This is a genomic window from Allobosea sp. 05T438 (genome assembly GCF_056396025.1).
Genome location: NZ_JBFTKQ010000010.1, coordinates 102285 through 119509, shown reverse-complemented (window position 1 = coordinate 119509; position 17225 = coordinate 102285). Strand labels below are relative to the sequence as shown.

At 66.5% G+C, this 17225-nt stretch carries 13 protein-coding genes and 2 pseudogenes; 5 read left to right on the top strand and 10 right to left on the bottom strand.

Annotated features, from left to right (window positions below):
* Positions 1 to 29 precede the first annotated feature (29 nt).
* The 3 genes and pseudogenes from AC1DIN_RS19575 to AC1DIN_RS19565 all read left to right on the top strand — a co-directional run bounded on the left by AC1DIN_RS19575 (position 30) and on the right by AC1DIN_RS19565 (position 3157).
* Positions 30 to 1028 carry a GNAT family N-acetyltransferase gene (locus tag AC1DIN_RS19575; RefSeq protein ID WP_476810999.1) on the top strand — a complete coding sequence of 333 codons (999 nt, stop codon included), beginning with the start codon at positions 30 to 32 and terminating at the stop codon, positions 1026 to 1028.
* Between the two features lie 412 nt (positions 1029 to 1440).
* Positions 1441 to 1873: pseudogene (locus tag AC1DIN_RS19570) on the top strand (NrsF family protein).
* Between the two features lie 585 nt (positions 1874 to 2458).
* Entirely contained in the window at positions 2459 to 3157 is a 699-nt protein-coding gene (locus AC1DIN_RS19565; protein ID WP_476810998.1) for a hypothetical protein, read from the top strand.
* Positions 3158 to 3231: 74 nt separating this feature from the next.
* Here the strand turns inward: AC1DIN_RS19565 and AC1DIN_RS19560 are convergent.
* From AC1DIN_RS19560 to AC1DIN_RS19515, 10 genes and pseudogenes are all read right to left on the bottom strand, one after another.
* Positions 3232 to 3507, bottom strand: a pseudogene (locus tag AC1DIN_RS19560) (3'-5' exonuclease); the annotation flags it as partial.
* A gap of 314 nt (positions 3508 to 3821) precedes the next feature.
* Entirely contained in the window at positions 3822 to 4529 is a 708-nt protein-coding gene (locus tag AC1DIN_RS19555; protein ID WP_476810997.1) for an SDR family oxidoreductase, read from the bottom strand.
* On the bottom strand, positions 4526 to 5380 hold the full coding sequence (locus tag AC1DIN_RS19550; RefSeq protein WP_476810996.1) for a sugar phosphate isomerase/epimerase family protein: 855 nt from the start codon (positions 5378 to 5380) through the stop codon (positions 4526 to 4528). Before AC1DIN_RS19550 ends, AC1DIN_RS19555 begins: the two co-directional genes overlap by 4 nt.
* 15 nt (positions 5381 to 5395) lie before the next feature.
* Positions 5396 to 6010 carry an NIPSNAP family protein gene (locus tag AC1DIN_RS19545; protein WP_441471894.1) on the bottom strand — a complete coding sequence of 205 codons (615 nt, stop codon included), beginning with the start codon at positions 6008 to 6010 and terminating at the stop codon, positions 5396 to 5398.
* Positions 6011 to 6024: 14 nt separating this feature from the next.
* Positions 6025 to 7743, bottom strand: a complete 1719-nt coding sequence (locus tag AC1DIN_RS19540) for an FAD-dependent oxidoreductase (protein WP_476810995.1) — start codon at positions 7741 to 7743, stop codon at positions 6025 to 6027.
* Entirely contained in the window at positions 7743 to 9494 is a 1752-nt protein-coding gene (locus AC1DIN_RS19535) for an FAD-dependent oxidoreductase (protein ID WP_476810994.1), read from the bottom strand. The genes AC1DIN_RS19540 and AC1DIN_RS19535 overlap by 1 nt, the downstream gene beginning before the upstream one ends.
* A 7-nt stretch (positions 9495 to 9501) precedes the next feature.
* Complete coding sequence (locus tag AC1DIN_RS19530; protein WP_476810993.1) at positions 9502 to 10308, bottom strand: shikimate dehydrogenase family protein; 807 nt, start codon at positions 10306 to 10308, stop codon at positions 9502 to 9504.
* Positions 10309 to 10331: 23 nt separating this feature from the next.
* Entirely contained in the window at positions 10332 to 12854 is a 2523-nt protein-coding gene (locus AC1DIN_RS19525; RefSeq protein ID WP_476810992.1) for a branched-chain amino acid ABC transporter ATP-binding protein/permease, read from the bottom strand.
* Positions 12851 to 13720 carry a branched-chain amino acid ABC transporter permease gene (locus AC1DIN_RS19520; protein ID WP_441471889.1) on the bottom strand — a complete coding sequence of 290 codons (870 nt, stop codon included), beginning with the start codon at positions 13718 to 13720 and terminating at the stop codon, positions 12851 to 12853. The genes AC1DIN_RS19525 and AC1DIN_RS19520 overlap by 4 nt, the downstream gene beginning before the upstream one ends.
* A gap of 93 nt (positions 13721 to 13813) precedes the next feature.
* Positions 13814 to 15085: an ABC transporter substrate-binding protein gene (locus AC1DIN_RS19515; protein ID WP_441471888.1), complete on the bottom strand. Its 1272-nt coding sequence runs from the start codon at positions 15083 to 15085 to the stop codon at positions 13814 to 13816.
* Between the two features lie 195 nt (positions 15086 to 15280).
* Between AC1DIN_RS19515 and AC1DIN_RS19510 the strand changes: the two genes are divergently transcribed.
* Together AC1DIN_RS19510 and AC1DIN_RS19505 are read left to right on the top strand one after the other, a co-directional pair.
* Positions 15281 to 16327 carry a Gfo/Idh/MocA family protein gene (locus AC1DIN_RS19510; protein ID WP_476810991.1) on the top strand — a complete coding sequence of 349 codons (1047 nt, stop codon included), beginning with the start codon at positions 15281 to 15283 and terminating at the stop codon, positions 16325 to 16327.
* 4 nt (positions 16328 to 16331) lie between these two features.
* A complete protein-coding gene (locus AC1DIN_RS19505) occupies positions 16332 to 17189 on the top strand; it encodes an IclR family transcriptional regulator (RefSeq protein ID WP_199087761.1) in 858 nt (285 codons plus the stop codon).
* Positions 17190 to 17225: the final 36 nt, after the last annotated feature.

Here is a 17225-nt window from a genome sequence, read left to right as displayed (position 1 = left end):
CTTCCCTGCCGAAATGCCCCGGAAGAACGGTGCTTCCTGTTGCAAGATTGGTTTACAACCGATCGGTAAACCGGCCGGATCCCATGGCCGGACAGAGCCGTGGACACGGCGGAGGCCGCGCTTTGGAGACGATTGCTCGACTGCATATCGACACGTTCGAGCTCACCTTGCGCGACATCAAGCAGGTCGATCCCAAGCTGCTGCATGCGCTTTCCGTTTCGGTGGGATGGCCGCACCGGGACAGCGACTGGCAAATGCTGCTTGAACTGGGGCAGGGGCTCGCCGCCGTTGATGAGATCGGGCGGGTGGTCGGAACTGTGATGTGGCTGCGCTACGACGCGGATTTCGCGATGGTCTGCATGCTCATCACCCTGCCTCGGCTGCAGGAGCAGGGCGCGGGCCGCTGGCTCATGGAAAAGGCGCATGAGCTGAACATGGGGGCCGTCTTCGGCCTCAACGCGACACGAGAGGCAAAGCGGCTCTATCGTTCGCTCGGATATGGTTACGAACAGAGGATTCTGCGGTGCCAGGGAGAGGCGACGCTGGAAGCGCTGACTCCCGGGTTGGTTGCGCCTTCGGCAAAGGTGGAAGGCTTGGTTCGCCCTCTCGCCGAGAGCGATCACGACAGCCTTCAGCGGCTCGACCATGCCGCGACCGGCCATGATCGCTCCGTCGCCTTCCAGGCCTTGCTGCCGGTGTCGCGAGGGTACGTCCTCGTTCGCAATGACGAGATCGTCGCCTTTGCCCTGTGCCGGCCTTTCGGCCGAGGGCATGTCATCGGCCCTGTCGTCGCTGCGAGCGAGGATGATGCGATCGTCGTCTCGCGCCCGCATGTCGAGGCGCATGCCGGGCGATTCCTGCGTGCCGACACGCCAGCATGCAATGCCGCCTTTACGAACTTTCTGGTTGCAAGCGGAATGCAAATCCACGACAGCGCCACGTCGATGGGGCTGGGACGGACGCCGTTCGCGCCGCTATCGGCTCTCGGTCCGCGCCGTATCGCACTTGCCAGCCAAGCAATCGGTTAGAGCTACAGTCAAAGGTCCAGTACTTTGGCAAAGTCGGTGGCGTGCTGAATTCCCAATAAGCAATCCTCCGCATAGGCGGCCCATTTGCGATGGCGTCTGAAGGGGAGGAACCGAGATTGATCTTTCGATCGAGGTAAATCCCATCGGAGAAATGCACGCGCCTCGCTAGGGCAAGATTGCCATGTGCGGCGTGAGACGCCGATGCTGAGCAGTTCACTATATTCTGCAAAAGCGATGATTTCAGCGACGAACCGGCATCCGAGACAGACCGGCGGGCTCGACATAGCTGGGCCAACTCGGCCTGCGTCCCTTGCCCTGCACCGCTGCCGCTGCCATCATCCGAGATGCCGGCTGGCTGCGCCGCGCGACGTGGCTCTGTGCCCTCGCAGCACTCGCGATCACGGTTGGGCTCGTGCTGCTCACGCTCGGCACCAGGCCAGGTTTCGCCAGCGCCTGGACCACGCTGCCGGTCATCGCCAAGGCCGCGTTCGGCGCGAGCGTTGCGGCCATCGCGCTCGTGCTGTTCCAGAACAGCCTGCGGCCGGGCCTGAAGCCGTCGCGGCGCCTGCCGCTCATCGCGGCCCCGCTCCTTGTGGATCGCGGTGCCGCTGTACGCGCTGCTTCCGCTCATCCTGCTGCTGCTGCTGGCGCGCCGCGGCGCACCGGTAGATCGAGTCCTGACAGGGGCCTTTGCCGGCCTCGCCTCGGCTGGGCCTGCTACTGTCGCGTACAGCCTGCATTGCCCGGATGATACGGCGGCCTTTCTCGCAACCTGGTACACTATAGCGACCGTAATCGGTGCAGCGCTCGGCGCGCTTATCTTTCCACGCCTTCTGCACTGGTGAGATGAAGCCTTTCCAACGCGGGGAGGCAGCCAGTCACGATGATTCAGATTCCGGCATCGCTTCTGGCACCTGCCTTGGAGCGTTCCAGGTGGGTGCTCGGCAGGCGTCCGCTTTCGGGCAAGCCTCCAATGTCAGGAATTGGGGCGCCAACGGATCAGCGCTGAGGACCACCATCATCGGAACCATGCGAAATTTGGCGTCGCTCGATTCCGTTCGCTGATAGACCTGCGCCGCATTCGCCAAAGACAGGATCTCGATCTGCGGGCGCACATTGGGTGATGCCTCTGTGACGGCTGTTGAGCCAGGGGGCCTATCGCGCAGCCCTCTCAAGTTTCGCACGGCCTGGCATGTGTCCAAGCCCATCGGCCGCGACACCTATCGGCCTAAACTTCAAGCTATCGTCCCTCGAGGACGTCGAGTTGGCGGCCGGCCGCGAATTTGCGAACGAGATCGGCTTCTACAAGTGGCGGGATGCTGACGCGGATCGAGGCGATAGAGCGCAGACGGTGGCCGGCTCGACCATCTATTGCTTCGGCCCTATCAATGCCTCCGAGCGCGGCGGTCGCGCGCGGTAGGGGATGACGGGTGCGGATCGATTCCAGTCTTAGAGTCAGCCAAGAGGCCCGGACTCTTGCTAAATATATCGAGGGGCAATCAGGCTACCTTGTCAGAATGCGTCGGCCGGTTCCCAGTGAAGCGGGGTTCCTCGACGTTCGGAACCGCTCATTTGCCAAGGTCGATCCCAATTCGCGAGCCGCTCATGTCGTAGTCAGTGGCGAGCTCGACCATCGAATTGAAGCTCACGAGTTGCGTCACCTGGAGCGCTATCTGGTTGATCGGGTTTGGCAGTTCGCTCCCGCCGAAGCATTGCCGGTACCGCAACGGCGTCAAGTCGCGGCACTCGAAAACGACTTGGAGCATTTGACGATTGTGCCGTTCGAACTCGTGCTCCCGGGCGCCGGTGAGTTTTGGGAAGCGCTTTACTCCGAAGTTCTCAAAGGCGTGCCGAACTCAGACCATGTAACTTCTGATCTATCGAGGCATTTGCTCTTTCTTCGTGCCGTTCTGCCCAACTCGGCAGTCAGGCGCGATGCCGAACAAATGGCCGGGGCGATCGGTATCACGGCGAATGTTGACCGGCTGGAGGCTTGGCACAAGCAGGCACCAGACGACAAGGTAGGCCTCGGACGGCTGATGATCGAGCAAGCCGGGCTGCCGGAGGCCTGGTTCAAACTGCAGAGATTTCGACCTACGCCCGACCTCGTTGAGGTCCGAGCCCTTTAGCGCGCTTTCGCGGGATACCTGTTGGGTGCTGCCGACTGCGGCCTTGGACGACGGCCTCCTCGAGGCGCAACAGATCACGCCCGAAACCGATCAACAGCCGTCAGTCGTCGCGTCAGTGGCTCGGCGTCCTCCCAGCAGTAACTGTCAGAACAGAGGTAACGGAGCTCGTCGTCTTAGAGCTCTTCGTCGATTTCTATCCACCAGGCGCGCGGCCTTCCGTCACTCCCCTCCGACCATCGGTAGCCTCTCGCCTTGAGGTGATCCTTCATATCGAAAGGCGCGTTCTCAGCGTAGACGCGAGCTCTGCTCCGAACGCTCGATAGCAATAGCTCCGAGAACGGTCGCGCCCCGCTCGGCCCCGCGCGGAGGCTGCCAATGCCCGCCTACGCGAGGTTTTCCCAAAGGGACGTTTTCTCTCAGGGGGCGGACTGACACTGCGCCAGGGCGGCACGACGGTCCCGGGTCTGGATCTGCTGCAGAGGCTGACCCGGAGAGCGCCGAACAAAGGGGCGAGCGTTGGGATGCCCTGAATGGGACTCTTCAGCCTATGGAGGCAGCGGACCGAGGATGTGTCGCATCTTCAGTCTCCGCATTGACCTAGCCATCCTGAACATCGCGACGAGAGCTGGCCACAAGGTCGGTTCTATGCGTGGATCAAGCACTTTTAGTAAGTCGCGCGACCGCCGGAGAGATCGAAGCAGGCACCGGTCGAAAACGAGCATTCGTCGGACGCCAGCCAGGCGATCATCGCGGCGACTTCCTCCGGTCGTCCGGGGCGTCCCAGCGGGATCTTGGCAACGACCGCTGCATAGGCATCCGGTGTCATCTGCTGGTTCATCGGCGTGGCGATGACCGCGGGCGCAACGCAGTTCACACGGACGTCCGTATCCGCGAGTTCCTTGCCGAGTGACTTGGTCAGGGCGATGACGGCGCCTTTCGCAGCCGAATAGGCCGTCATCGTCGCGTTGCCCTCCTTGCCGGCGATAGAGGCGAGATTGATGATGCGGCCGCTGTTCTGCGCCCGCATGGTAGGCACGATGGCCCGGCAGCACAGGAAGGTGCTGGTCAGGCTGATGTCGACGGTGCGCTGCCAATCTGCGAAGGAATAGTCCTCGATCAGCCTATTGGGGCCGGTGATACCGGCGCAATTGACGAGGATATCGACACGGCCATGCCGGTCGAGCAAGCGTGCTGTCGCCCGCGACACTGCGCCCTCGTCGGTGACGTCGACGTGATCGTCCGCCTCCTCCGCCAGGTCCCAGGTCACGACGGTCGCCCCCGAGGCGGAAAACCGTTCGGCCACAGCGCGGCCGATGCCGCCGCAACCACCGCTGAGCAGGGCTATGCGCCCCTGCAGGTCGATCGCGTTCACAGCGCAGCCTCCGGCCGGCGCAGTGACGCTCCGTTGGCCATCGCAACGTCGCGGGCGGCCAGCGCCATGCGTGTCGCGGCCAGGGCCTGCTTCGCCCATTCGCGGACGCCGAGCTGCGCGGAGCGTTCGAGGTGGGGGATTTCAACGCTGATCGGTAGCTCGGCTGGCAATTGGCTGAAGATGCCGGTGAGATCGATGCCGCCCTCGCCGGGCAGGAGCCGCGCCTGGCGAGCGGTGTGGATCAGCCCCTCGTCGGTCGCCGGAATCTCGCCCGGCGCGTCGCAGATCTGGGCGTAACTCAGCCGCGCTGCGGGAATCGCGGCGATATCGGCGAGGGTGGTTTGAGAACGACCAGCATGGAGGGCATCGACCAACACGCGGCCGTTCGGCTGGGCCGCGGCGGTGACGATCCGCAGCGCGGAGCGAGCATCGGGCACCTTCGTCCAGGGCATGAATTCGAGATCGCCGGTCAAGCCGTAAGGGGCGGCGGCCTCGCAGAAGGCCGAGAAGGATGCGGTCAGCCGTGCTTCGTCGGGGTCGTCGCCCGCGACGAGGATCGCACGCGCACCGAGCTCGCCGCAGAGATCGAGGAAGGGCCGGAAGGTCTCAACCGAAAAATCCGCGCCCAGCCGGACGATCTCGACGTCGAAGATCGGCACGCCCGAGGCGAGCGCCCGGCGCGTTTCTGCGCTCAATGGGGCATCTTCGATGAGCGGGCTGGCGTCGCCTCCCGGAGCCGCGGGAAGCGCGCGCAGGCCGACGGCGTCGTAGCCGAGGTCGGTGGCGAGACGAATGGCGTCGGGCGGGCTGAGCGGGACGCTGGTGAGATAGGCGAGCGAGATCGTTGGCATGGCCTGTGCTCCCGATCAGGCGAGCGGGGAGATCGCGGTGGGGAGCGCGATCGTCGAATACATCTCGCCGGTCAGCCATTGCGGGCCGCCCTTCGGCGGCCAGAGCCCCTTCGCCACGGCATCGGCGCGGATGGCGGCGCGCTGGTCGAGGCTGGCGAAGGGCCAGATATGGGTGAAGCGTGCCGGGCCATCGAGAGCATACATCGCGATGACGAGCGGCGAGAGTTCGACGCGAGCCGGCACTGCCGCCTCCCAGGCGGTGATCGTGGGAGGCACGCCGCCATGCTTCAGCATATAGGTGCGGATCTCGTAGACGCTCCCGTAACGGCCGGGCTTGATCGGCGGCAGGAAAGGGAAGGGCGCGTAGCTGTCGAATGCGAGCGTCACGATATCCTCGCCGCAGCCGAAGGGGTTGCCGCTGGCGAGGATGCGCTCGCGCTCCCGGCGCAGCTCCGCCTCGTCCGTGAAGCCGCGCAGGAGGATGATCTGGTTCAGCGTGCCGATCTCACTCGCCCAGCAGCCATGGAGCTCTCCCTTCGCCTCACCGGCCTTGAAGGCGGCGTCGATCGCGGCGGTGACGGCGGCGGCCTTGCCGAGGCGGATGGTCAAGGTGGCGATTTCGTAGCGCATGGCTCTCTCCGGCATCAGAAACGGTTGTTGGCGAGCGGCACGCCGCTGGCATGATGGGCGGCGACGTAGCCGAAGGTCATGGCCGGCCCGAGCGTGATGCCGCCGGCCGGATAGCGCCCGGCCATCATGCTCGACATGTCGTTGCCGACGGCATAGAGGCCCGGAATCGGCGCGCCCTCGCCGTCGAGCACGCGCGCCGAGGCATCCGTCTTCAGCCCGGCGAAGGTGCCGAGGCTGCCGGGGACGATTTTCACGGCATAGAAGGGGCCGGGTCCGATCGGGCCGACGCAAGGGTTGGGTCGATGCTCGGGGTCGCCCTGCACGCGGTTATAGGGCGTGTCTCCGCGGCCGAAGGCGGGATCACGGCCTTGTTCTGCCTCGCGATTGTACTGTGTGACCGTCTCGGACAGGCCGGCGCCGTCAATGCTGCAGGCGGCGGCGAGCGCCTCGATCGTGTCGCCGCGGCGCAGATAGCCGTTCTGGAGCCAAGGGCCGATCGGGAAGGGGCGGGGCCTTGCGCGGCCGAGTCCATAGCGCCGCAAGAAGGCGTGGTCGCAGATCAGCCAGCATTCGGCGGGCTCGCCGGGCGGCGTGGTAGCGAACAGCGCCTGCATCACGTCGTGATAGGAATCGGCCTCGTTGCAGAAGCGCTGGCCGTCGCGGCGGATCATGATCGCGCCCGGCTTGGCGCGCTCGATCAGATGCGGAAAGCGGCCGACGGAACCGTCCGGCTTCGGCACGAGCGAGACCGGTGCCCAGGCACCGGCATTGGGCAGGCCGGGCTCCACATGTCCGCCGACCGCCTCGCCGAGCCTGATGCCGTCGCCCGTATTGGCGGAGGGCGCTGCCGACCAATGCTCCCGGCCGGTCGGCGCATGCGGAAACAGTTCGGCCTTGCGCTTGGTATCGTGGGGAAAGCCGCCTGTCGCGAGCACCACGCCGCGCGCTGCCCGGATGCTCTGCCGCCGTCCGCCGGACTCGACCACGGCGCCGGCGATCTGGTCGCCTTCGCGCAGCATCTCGATCGCGGCCGTGTTCGTCCGCAGGGTCACGCCGAGATCATCGGCCGATTTCAGGAGCCGTGCCGCCAGCGCATTGCCGTTGACCAGATGCAGGCCGCGGCCGTGGCCTGCGCGATCGGCGAAATGCCGTGCGAGGCGCTGCAGCACATGCAGGAAGGAGGGGAGCTTGCGCGTGGCATTGAGGAAATGGCGCAGATCGGCGCCGGAGCCAATATTCATGCCGAAGGGCGCCACCTCCTCCAGGGGCGGGCGCAAATCCTTGAGGCGGGCGCCGAGCGCGCGCCCGTCGAAGGGCTTGGCGCAGAGCGAACGCCCGCCGGTGCCGGCGCCCGGAGACTTGCCATGGAAATCCGGGATGAGATTGCCGTCGACGAAATCGACCGCCGTCTCGCGCTGGAAGAAGGAGACCATGCGCGGCCCCTGCTCCAGCAGGGTGGTGACGAAGGTCTCGTCGTAATCCGCACCGAGCTCATGGCGCAGATAGGTGCGGATGATCTCCTCGTCCTCGTCGATCCCGGCCGCCCGGGCGAGCGGGTTGCGCGGAATCCACATCCATCCGCCGGACCAGGCCGTGGTGCCGCCGAAATGGCTATCCTTCTCGACCACGACGACGTCGAGGCCGAGCGCGGCGGCGGTGACGGCGGCGGCGAGGCCGCCGGCGCCCGAGCCGATCACCAGCAGGTCGCAGGATTGCGGCAGCGCCTCGCTCATCACGCAGCCCGTTCCGGCGCCGGAGTGGCTTGCCGGTCCGCGCCCTGGCCGAGCGCATGGCGGACGGCGCGGAAGGCGAAGGTGATCGCCGGGCCGATCGTGATGCCCGGCCCCGGATAGGTGCCGCCCATGATCGAATTCGCCTCGTTGCCGCAGGCATAGAGATGGCCGATCGGCCGGTCGCCTTCGCCCAGCACCTGCGCATCCTCGTCGATGACGAGCCCGGTCGCGGCGCCGATATCGCCGGGCGTCAGCTTGACCGCATAGAAGGGCGCGGTCGCGATCGGGCCGAGCGTCGGGTTCGGGAAGCCGCGCGAGGCATCGCCATTGATGCGGTGGTAGTCGGTCGTGCCGCGGCCGAATTCGGGGTCGACGCCGCTGCGGGCGTATTCGTTCATCCGGGCGACGGTTTCCGACAGCTTTGCCGGGTCGATCGCGAGCTTGGCCGCGAGATCGGGGATCGTCGCACCTTCGATCAGATAGCCGTCGGCGAGGAAGGGCTGCAGGTTCTTCGTGCCCATGCGGACCATGCCGAGGCCGTAGCGCCGCAGGCCCTCGGCATCGGTGACGATCCAGCAGGGGATCGTCGGGCGGTGGCGATTGGCCTCGAACATCGCCCGGCTGAACAGATGGTAGGAGGTCGATTCATTGACGAAGCGGCGGCCGGTCTGGTCGACGCAGACGGTGCCGGGCTTGCTGCGGTCGAGCACGAAATGCGGGAAGACCGCGGTCGTCCCGTCCGGCCGCTTGCGGGTCGAGACCGGAGCCCAGAAGGCGTTGTCGAGATTGCCTTCGCCGAAGCGCGCGCCGAGCTTCAGCGCGAGATCCTGCATCGCGCCGGTATGTCCGGGGGCGGCCGGGCTGACGGCAGGCGTGGGCGCATTGAGCATCTCGCCGCGCCGCTGGGGATGGCGGTTATAGCCGCCGGAGGCGAGCACGACGCCGAGCCGCGTCGCGATGGAACGGTGGGCGCCGTCCTGCGCGACGACGACGCCGTTGACGCCGGCCGACCCCGTTAGAAGTTCCGTCACCGAGGCGTCCGTCAGCACCGTGCCGCCGTGCTTCTTCAGGGTCAGGAGCAGGCTGCCGATCAAGGCGTTGCCCATGACCAGCCGCGTGCCGCGATGCCCGTGCAGGCGGTCCACCCCGTAACGGCCGAGGATACCGGCCGCATGCCGGAACGATTTCCAGGATTTGCGCAGGTTGAGCAGGTGGCCGATATCGGTCCGGTCGATCATCATGCCGCCGAACAGCGTGAATTCCGGGATCGGCGGGCGGATGCGGTCCATATCAGCGCCGAGGCGACGCCCGTCGAAGGGCACCGGTTCCAGGGCGCGGCCGCGCAGCGTCGAGCCCTCGACATCCGATTCATAGTCCGGATGGGTCGCATAGGGCCGGAAATGGACGTCGGTGCGGCTCTCCAGCGTCGCGATGGCCTCGGGCCCGGCGCGCAGGAAGGCGTCGCGCAGGCGCGCGGAGGAGCGGTTGCCGACGACGCCGTCGAGGAAGCGGGAGACCTTTTCGAGGCTGTCCCCGGTCGCGACCTTCGCCGCGTGCATCGAATTGGGGATCCAGGTCGTGGCGGCCGAGAGCGCGCTCGTACCGCCGACATGCTCGGTCCGCTCGATCACGAGGACGGAGCGGCCCTCGATCGCGGCAAAGACCGCGGCCGACAGGCCGGCGGCGCCCGAGCCGACGACGATGAGATCGTATTCCCCCTGCTCGGGCAGGGCCTTCAGCGTCGTGAACATGGCGACCTCAGCCGATGCGCTCGCCGGCGAGCAGGAAGTCCACCATCGCGCTCTGCAGCGCCTGGTACATCTGCGTGCCCGTAGAAGTCCGGCATCCCCGAGCGCGCGCCGCTTCGATCAGCGGCGAGATGGCGGGAACGGTGATGACGCAGCCGACGAAGGTGTCCGGTGAGAGCTTTTCGACCTCGACCGGCAGTGCGTCGCCCGCCTTCATGCCGGCCGGGGTGGCGTTGGCGACGAGGCCGAAGCCGGTCGGATCCGGCGAGCCGGCAAAGACCCTGGCCTTGCCCTTGCGGTTCAGCCGCGCGATCAGTTCGTCGCGCCGGGCCGTATCGGCGTCATGAATCGCGAGCTCACTGACGCCGGCATCGACGAGTGCGAGCGCGATGGCCGAGCCGGCGCCGCCCGCGCCGATCAGCAAGGCGCGCTTGCCCGCGGGCTCCCCGCCATTGGCCTTGACCGCCCCGATGAAGCCGAGCCCGTCGACCATCTCGCCATGCCAGGCGCCGTCCTTGCGGCGGCGCATGATGTTGACCGCGCCGAGGAAATCGCCGCGCTCGGTCGCGCTGGCGCAGTGGCGGTGGCAGGTGAATTTGTGCGGGACGGTGACGATGATGCCGTCGAGATTCGGCAGGTGGTCGGCGGCTTTGAGGAAGGCTTCGAGATGCTCGGGCGCGACGCGGACGGGAGCGACGATGCCGTCATGGCCACGCTCGGCGAAAGCGGCGGTCATGCCGCCCGGCGATTTCACCTGCGCGATCGGCTCGCCGACGATGACGTTGAGGCGGGTGGCCCCGGTGATCTGGAAATCCACGGTCTTTCTCCTCTCGCGGCCCCTCAGGCCGCGCATTGTCCCTGGGTTTCGACGACGCCGAGCAGGCGGGCCTGCATCGCCTCGTCATGTTCGAGCTCTGCGGCATCGCCCGCGAAGGCGACCTGCCCGTTGACCAGCACATAGGCCCGGTCGACGATCGGCAGCACCAGTTCGGCATGATGCTCGACGATCACCATCGCGACGCGCCCGCGCAGCTTCACCAAGGCCTCCATGACCTCGTTGACGACGGCCGGCGCCAGCCCCTCGAAGGGCTCGTCGAGCAGGATGAGCTTGCTCGGGACCATTAGGGCGCGGGCGATCGCCACCATCTGGCGCTCGCCACCGGAGAGGTTCTCTGCCTTGGCCGCCTGCCGCGTCTTGAGGCGCGGGAACAGGGTGAAGGCCTCCTCCAGGCTGATGCCGCCCGGGCGCTGGGCGAGCAGCAGATTCTCGGTCACGGTCAGGTTCGGGAACAGGCGCCGGCCCTCCGGCACCAGCGAGACGCCGAGCCGGTTGATCTCGAAGGGGCGAAGCTTGCGCAGATCCGTGCCGGCGAAGCGGATGCTGCCCCGGTCGAGTGGCAGGCTGCCCGTCAGCGCCCGCAGCAGCGTCGTCTTGCCGACGCCGTTGCGGCCGAGCAGCGCCACCGCCTCGCCTTCACGGATCGTCAGGTCGATGCCCGAGAGGACCGTGCTGCCGCTATAGCCGGCGGCGATGTCCGAGGCATCGAGCAGCACGGGGCTTGCGGCGCCCTTGCTGCGGTTCACGGCCGGCGCCATGGCGCGCTCGCCATCCTTGGCGGCGCCGAGATAGGCGGCGATCACCTCCGGGTTGCGCGCGACGTCGGCCGGCTTGCCGTCGGCGATCATGCGGCCCTGATGCAGCACCGAAATGCGGTCGGAGATGGCAAGCACGCGGTCGATATCGTGCTCGATCAGCAGGACGGCATGGCGCTGGGCGAGCCGGCGGATGAGGTCCGCGACGACGATCCGGTCGGCCTCGGCGAGGCCGGCCAGCGGCTCGTCTAGCAGCAGCAGCTTGGATTCGATCGCCAGCGTCACCGCGATCTCGAGCAGGCGTTTGGCGCCGTGCGGCAGGTCCTGGCTGGTCTCGGCAGCCTGCTCGACAAGGCCGACCGCATCGAGCAGCGACCAGCTGCGCGCATTGATGTCCTCGATGTCATGGGCGTCGCGCAGCAGGCCGCGGGCGCCGAGGCGCTGCGCCTGCACGGCGATGCGGACATTCTCGAACACGGTCAGGTTCGGGAAGATCGAGAGGATCTGGAAGGAGCGGGCGATGCCGAGCCGGGCGCGGGCATGCATCGGCAGCCTGGTGATGTCGCGGCCTTCGAAGAAGACCTGGCCGGCGCTCGGCGGCAGCACGCCGGTGAGCATGTTGTAGAAGGTCGTCTTGCCGGCGCCATTCGGGCCGATGATCGAGTGCAGGACGAAGGGCCTGACCTGAAGATCGATCTCCCTGGCGGTGACCAGGCTGCCGAACTGCTTGGAGAGCTTGCGTGTCTCCAGGACCGGCTTGTCCGGGTCCATGGCCTGTGCGGCGCTGACATAGGGCTCGATCACGGCCGGGCGCGGCGGAATCGTGTTGCGCGTCAGCGTCCAGCGCTGGCGCCCGCCGAAGCGTTGCACGAGCCCGGTGATGCCTTCGGGCGAGAGCAGCGCGAACAGGATCAGGATCGGCGCGAAGATCAGCCACCAGTTCTCGGTGACGGCCGAAAGCCGGTTCTCCAGGATGATGAAGCTGATCGCGCCCCAGAGCGGGCCGAGGAAGTGATGGACGCCCCCGAGTACCGTCATGAGCAGGGCGTCGCCCGCATGCTGCCAACTCAGATTATTCGCGTAGACCCCCTGCAGCAGGAAGGTCAGCAGCGAGCCGGCGAAGCCGACGAAGCCCGCCATCAGCACGAAGGAGCCGAGCCGCAGAAGATAGACGTTGAAGCCGAGGCTGCGCGCCCGCTGCTCATTGTCGCGCACCGCCTGCAAGGCCCGCCCGAAGGGCGAATGCACGATGCGCCAGAGCAGCCAGACCCCCGCCACGACGCAGGCGATGACGAAGCCATGGAAGGCGAGATCGTTCTGGAAGGTCGGGCGCGCGACGCCCTGCAGCCCGTTCTCGCCGCCGGTGACGGCCGTCCATTTGAAGGCGACCTCGAAGGCGATCTGGGAGCAGGCCAGGGTCAGCAGCGAGAAATAGAGGCCCTTGCGGCGCAGGACCAGTGCGCCGAGCACGAGGCCGAGCGCCAGCGAGAACAGCACGGAGAGCAGGATGCCGCCAATGTCGTTCGACATCCGGCCGAGCACGAAGAAGGCGGCCGCATAGCTGGCGCAGCCGAAGAAGACGGAGGCGCCGAAGGGGACGAGCCCGGTATAGCCGACCAGCAGGTTCACCCCCATGCCGTAGAGCGTGTAGATGGCGATCTGGGTGATCAGCCCCACGGGGGCGCCGAGCATCAGCCACAGTCCGGTCAGGGCGCAGAGGACGAGGCCGACCCAGAGGGCGGGATGCGTGAAGAGGGTGCGAAGGCTCATTCGAAGCGCTCCCATTTTTCGCCGAAGAGGCCGCGAGGGCGCACGAGCAGGATGGCCGCCATCAGTACGTACATGGCCGCGCCCGACCATTCCGGCTGGAACTGGATGGTCATCGCGATTGTGATGCCGACGAGCAGCCCGGCGATGATGGCGCCTGCATAGGAGCCGAGCCCGCCGATGGTGACGATGACGAAGGCCGGCATGATGGCGCTCGCCGCCATCGAGGGCGTCACCGTCCAGAGCGGTGCCGCCAACAGGCCGGCGAGGCCGGCGAGCAGGCAGCCGATGCCGAAGACGAAGCTGAAGACGACGGGCAGGTTGATGCCGAGGAGGCCTACCATCTCGGCGTCGCGGGAGCCCGCACGGATGATGCGGCCGAAGGGCGTGTAGGTGAGGAAGGCCCAGAAGGCGACGAGGGCTGCGATCGTCACCATGAGGACGAAGAGCCGGTACTTGGTCAGCAGGATCGGGCCGTATTCGACGAAGCCCGCGAGGAAGCGCGGTGCGCTGAACGGCAGGGGCGCGCCGCCGAAGATCATCCGCAGAATGGCTTCGATGAGAAGCGCCAGCGCGAAGGTCAGGATCAGGCCGAGAAGAGGTTCCTTGCCGTAGAGATGGCGGATCAGGACGACCTCGACCACCATTCCGATGCCGCCCGTCAACAGCGGCGCAAGCAGCGCGGCCCACCAGCCGAATTCACGGGCGAGGACCAGCGCGAGATAGGCGCCGAGCGCGAAGAAGGCGCCGTGGGCAAAGTTCACGATGCCGAGCAGGCCGAAGATGATCGACAGCCCGATCGCGATCAGGACGTAGAGAAAACCGAGGATCAGACCGTTGACGGTCTGGGACAGTATCATGTCCAACATGGATTGGCCGCTCCTGCAAAGGACGCGAGGGACGCGCGGGACGGGCAGGCCGCACGATACTGCGCGGCCGCATCGACGTCGGGGATGGCTGCCTCAGACGGCGTCCATCTTGCAGGCGCTGTCGGCCTGGCTGCCGAAGGCTTTCTCGATATCGGCCGTGGTTTTTGGCAGTTCGGCCTTGATGTCGAAATAGTCCCACTTGTCGGTGATCTTCGGCTTGATGCCGGCGACCAGAAGGCGACTGATCATCTGGTGATCGAAGTCGCGATAATGCACGTCGAGTCCGTCGCGCTTGGTCGACCACTTTTCGAGTGCCGCGACGATTGCAGCCGAATCCGTCGACTTCGCCGCCTCGATCGAGTCGAGCAGGGTCTTCATGCCCATCCAGCCCATCCAGGCCTTGTCGGCGGCGGGGCGCCCGTATTTCTTCTCGTAGGCGGCGGCCATCGCCTGTTCTTCGGGCGGGTTGTTGGGGTTCTTGTAGTACCAGGTGATGGTGTAGAGGCCGTCGGCTGCGTCGGGGCCGACGCCCCAGAGATCGGTGTTGCCGACCGAGATCTCGGCGAAGGGTATGCGGCCCTTCATGCCGAGCTCGTTCCACTGTTTCAGGAAGGTGGTGAGGTCGCTGGCGGCGATGCCGCCGATGACGACGTCGGGCTTGGCCTGCCGTATCTTGAGGATGAAGGAGGAATAGTCGGGCGTGCCGACCGGCACCTCATCGGCGCCGACGATGGTGATGCCGTTGGCCTTCGCGTATTCCTCGAAGGAGCGCTTGATGTCCTGGCCGAAGGCATAGGCCGCGGTCAGCAGATACCATTTCTTGCCGACATCGGCGCAGTAGGGCGCCAGCACCCGCACATGCACGTCGACCGGCGGCTGCAGGCGGAAGGTGTATTTGTTGCAGGACTTGCCGGTCAGCTCGCCGGTCGCGGCGTTGGCGGCGATGTAGGGCACCTTGGCCTTTTTGGCGACCGCGGAGATTGCGAGAGCGAAGGAGCTGAGCGCGCCGCCGACCATGCCGACGACCTTGTGCTCGCCGACGAGACGCTCGGCATTCTGCTGGGCGCCTTGCGGGTTGGGCTCGTCGAGCCAGACGATCTCGGCGGGGCGGCCGAGCAGCATGTTGTTGCGCTGTTCCAGCGCCAGCATGCCGCCCTGGGCGAGATACTCCGATTGATCGACGATGGTGCCGGTCTTGGCCCAGATCATGCCGATCTTGATCGGCTCGGCCGCAGCGGCATTGCCGATATAGGGCATCCCGAGCTTGGCCGAGACGATGCCGCTGGCGCCTAGTGACCCGGCGCCGAGGAGCAGGCTGCGGCGCCCGATGGCGCTGGTGAATGATGGTTTGCGAGCGTCTGTCACGACGTCCTCCCTGTCTGGCGTTCCCTTGCCGCGTCGATCTTCTTGTCGGTCCGTCCGTTTCGGCGGCGTGCGGCGGCGAAGGCTGTAACATAACTGGAATCTAATTCCACTATTAATTTCAGAATTGGAATTCTATTCTGATTTGTGTTGACGCTCCCCGGTGCGGCCGACATAACGGGGGTGGGAGAGAAACGCATGAAACCGCTATCAATCGGGCTCGTCGGAGCCGGTGCCATTGGCCGCATGCATGCCGATGTGATTGCAGGCAGCGGCTTCGCGGAGATCGTTGCCGTCGCCGATCCGACCGAGGCCGGCCGCCTCTACTGCCTGGAGCGCGGGCTGCCCTGGTGCTCAAGCCACCACGCGCTGCTCGAAGCGGGCGGCGTCGAGGCGCTCATCGTCGCCACGCCTAACCAGAGCCATCTGGAGATCGGTCTGGCGGCGATCGCCCATGGCGTCCCCGCGCTGATCGAAAAGCCGGTCGCGGTCACTGTGGCGGAAGGGGAGGAGCTGTCGGCGGCATCGGCCAAGGCCGGCGTGCCGATCCTCGTCGGGCATCACCGCCGGCACAATCCGATCATCGCCAAGGCGCGCGAACTGGTGGGGCAGGGCGCGCTCGGGCGGCTGACGAACGCGACGGTGCTCTACACGTTCTTCAAGCACGACGCCTATTTCGATCTGGCCTGGCGGCGGGAGCCTGGCGGCGGGCCGATCCTCATCAACCTGATCCACGAGATTGACCTGATCCGCTTCGTCTGCGGCGAGGTTGCGGCCGTGCAGGCGGTGACGTCGGGCCGCGTCCGGGGCCTGCCGGTCGAGGATACGGCGGCGGTGCTGCTGGAACTCGAGAACGGCGCGCTCGTCACGGTCAGCCTGTCCGACACCGCGGTCACGCCCTGGAGCTGGGATCTGGTTTCGGGCGAATTGCCGAACTATCCCCGGCAGGAGAAGCCGGTGAACTCGCACTTCATCTCGGGCACGGAAGGTTCGCTGGCGCTGCCCAGCCTCGACCATTGGCGCTATGACGGCGAAAAGAGCTGGTTCGCCCCGATCACGCAGGAGGCGATCCCGATCGAGCGCGAAAGCCCCTACATACGCCAGCTCCGTCACCTCTTCGACGTCGTGCGCCACGGTGTCCGGCCGCTGATCGATGCCGCCGATGCGACGCGTACGCTGAAAGTGACCCTTGCCGTCCAGGACGCGGCGCGCCAGAGACAGCGTCTGGAGATGCAGTTTGGATAGGGCGATGGCAAAGCGGATCGAGGACGAGGCAGGGCTGGACGATACCGAGCAGGCCCCGAGCGGCCTGCTCGAGCGCACCCTCGGCGTTCTCGAGCTGCTCGCGCAGAATGCGCGGGGGCTGCCGCTCTTCGAGATCGCCGAGCGGCTGAAGATTCCGCGCAGCGCCACCCATCGTGTGCTCTCCAGCCTCGCCGATCATGGCTATGTCAGGCAGGAGCGCCATCACGGCACCTATGAGCTGACCGCCAAGATCGCATCGCTCGCCTTCAGCTTCCTGGCGGGGACGGGCATCACCGATCTCGCCCAGCCGATCCTCGATCATCTCGCGCGGGAATCGGCGGAGCTGGTGCGCCTCGCCCTGATCGACGGACGTGAGCTCGTCTGGGTGGCGAAATCGCAGGGCTCGCCCTTCGGGCTGCGCTACGATCCCGATATGGGGCAGGCGGGCCGGCTGTCCTGCTCGGCCAGCGGACATGCCTGGCTGTCCTGTCTGCCGGAGGAGGAGGCGATCGCGCTCATCGAGCGGCAGGGCTATGGCTCGCGCGAGGAGTTCGGCCCGCGCGCGCCGCAGACGCAAGCGGCGGTGCTGAAATATCTGCGCCAGGCGCGCAAGCGCGGCTTCAGCATCGTTGTCCAGACCTATTCGCCCTGGATGAACGCGACCGCCGCTCCGATCCGCAATCCGCAGACGAAGGACGTGGTCGGCGCCGTGGTGATCGCGGGGCCGCATATCCGATTGACGGAAGAGAAGATGCTGGCGCTGTCGCCGATGCTGCTCAGCGCGGCGCGGGAATTGTCGCTGGCGATGGGAGCGAGCCCCAGCCTCGCCTCCCGGCAATCGCGAGGGCCGTTCTTCGGCTGAGCCGGCTTCGCTCCGTCGAGGAGGAACCGACCGGCA

Bases quoted from the DNA above. Each gene is read 5' to 3' on its own strand.
- AC1DIN_RS19550 (WP_476810996.1), bottom strand. From the start codon at position 5,380: ATGCCAACGATCTCGCTCGCCTATCTCACCAGCGTCCCGCTCAGCCCG.
- AC1DIN_RS19545 (WP_441471894.1), bottom strand. From the start codon at position 6,010: ATGCGCTACGAAATCGCCACCTTGACCATCCGCCTCGGCAAGGCCGCC.
- AC1DIN_RS19540 (WP_476810995.1), bottom strand. From the start codon at position 7,743: ATGAGCGAGGCGCTGCCGCAATCCTGCGACCTGCTGGTGATCGGCTCG.
- AC1DIN_RS19535 (WP_476810994.1), bottom strand. From the start codon at position 9,494: ATGTTCACGACGCTGAAGGCCCTGCCCGAGCAGGGGGAATACGATCTC.
- AC1DIN_RS19525 (WP_476810992.1), bottom strand. From the start codon at position 12,854: ATGAGCCTTCGCACCCTCTTCACGCATCCCGCCCTCTGGGTCGGCCTC.
- AC1DIN_RS19520 (WP_441471889.1), bottom strand. From the start codon at position 13,720: ATGTTGGACATGATACTGTCCCAGACCGTCAACGGTCTGATCCTCGGT.
- AC1DIN_RS19510 (WP_476810991.1), top strand. From the start codon at position 15,281: ATGAAACCGCTATCAATCGGGCTCGTCGGAGCCGGTGCCATTGGCCGC.
- AC1DIN_RS19505 (WP_199087761.1), top strand. From the start codon at position 16,332: ATGGCAAAGCGGATCGAGGACGAGGCAGGGCTGGACGATACCGAGCAG.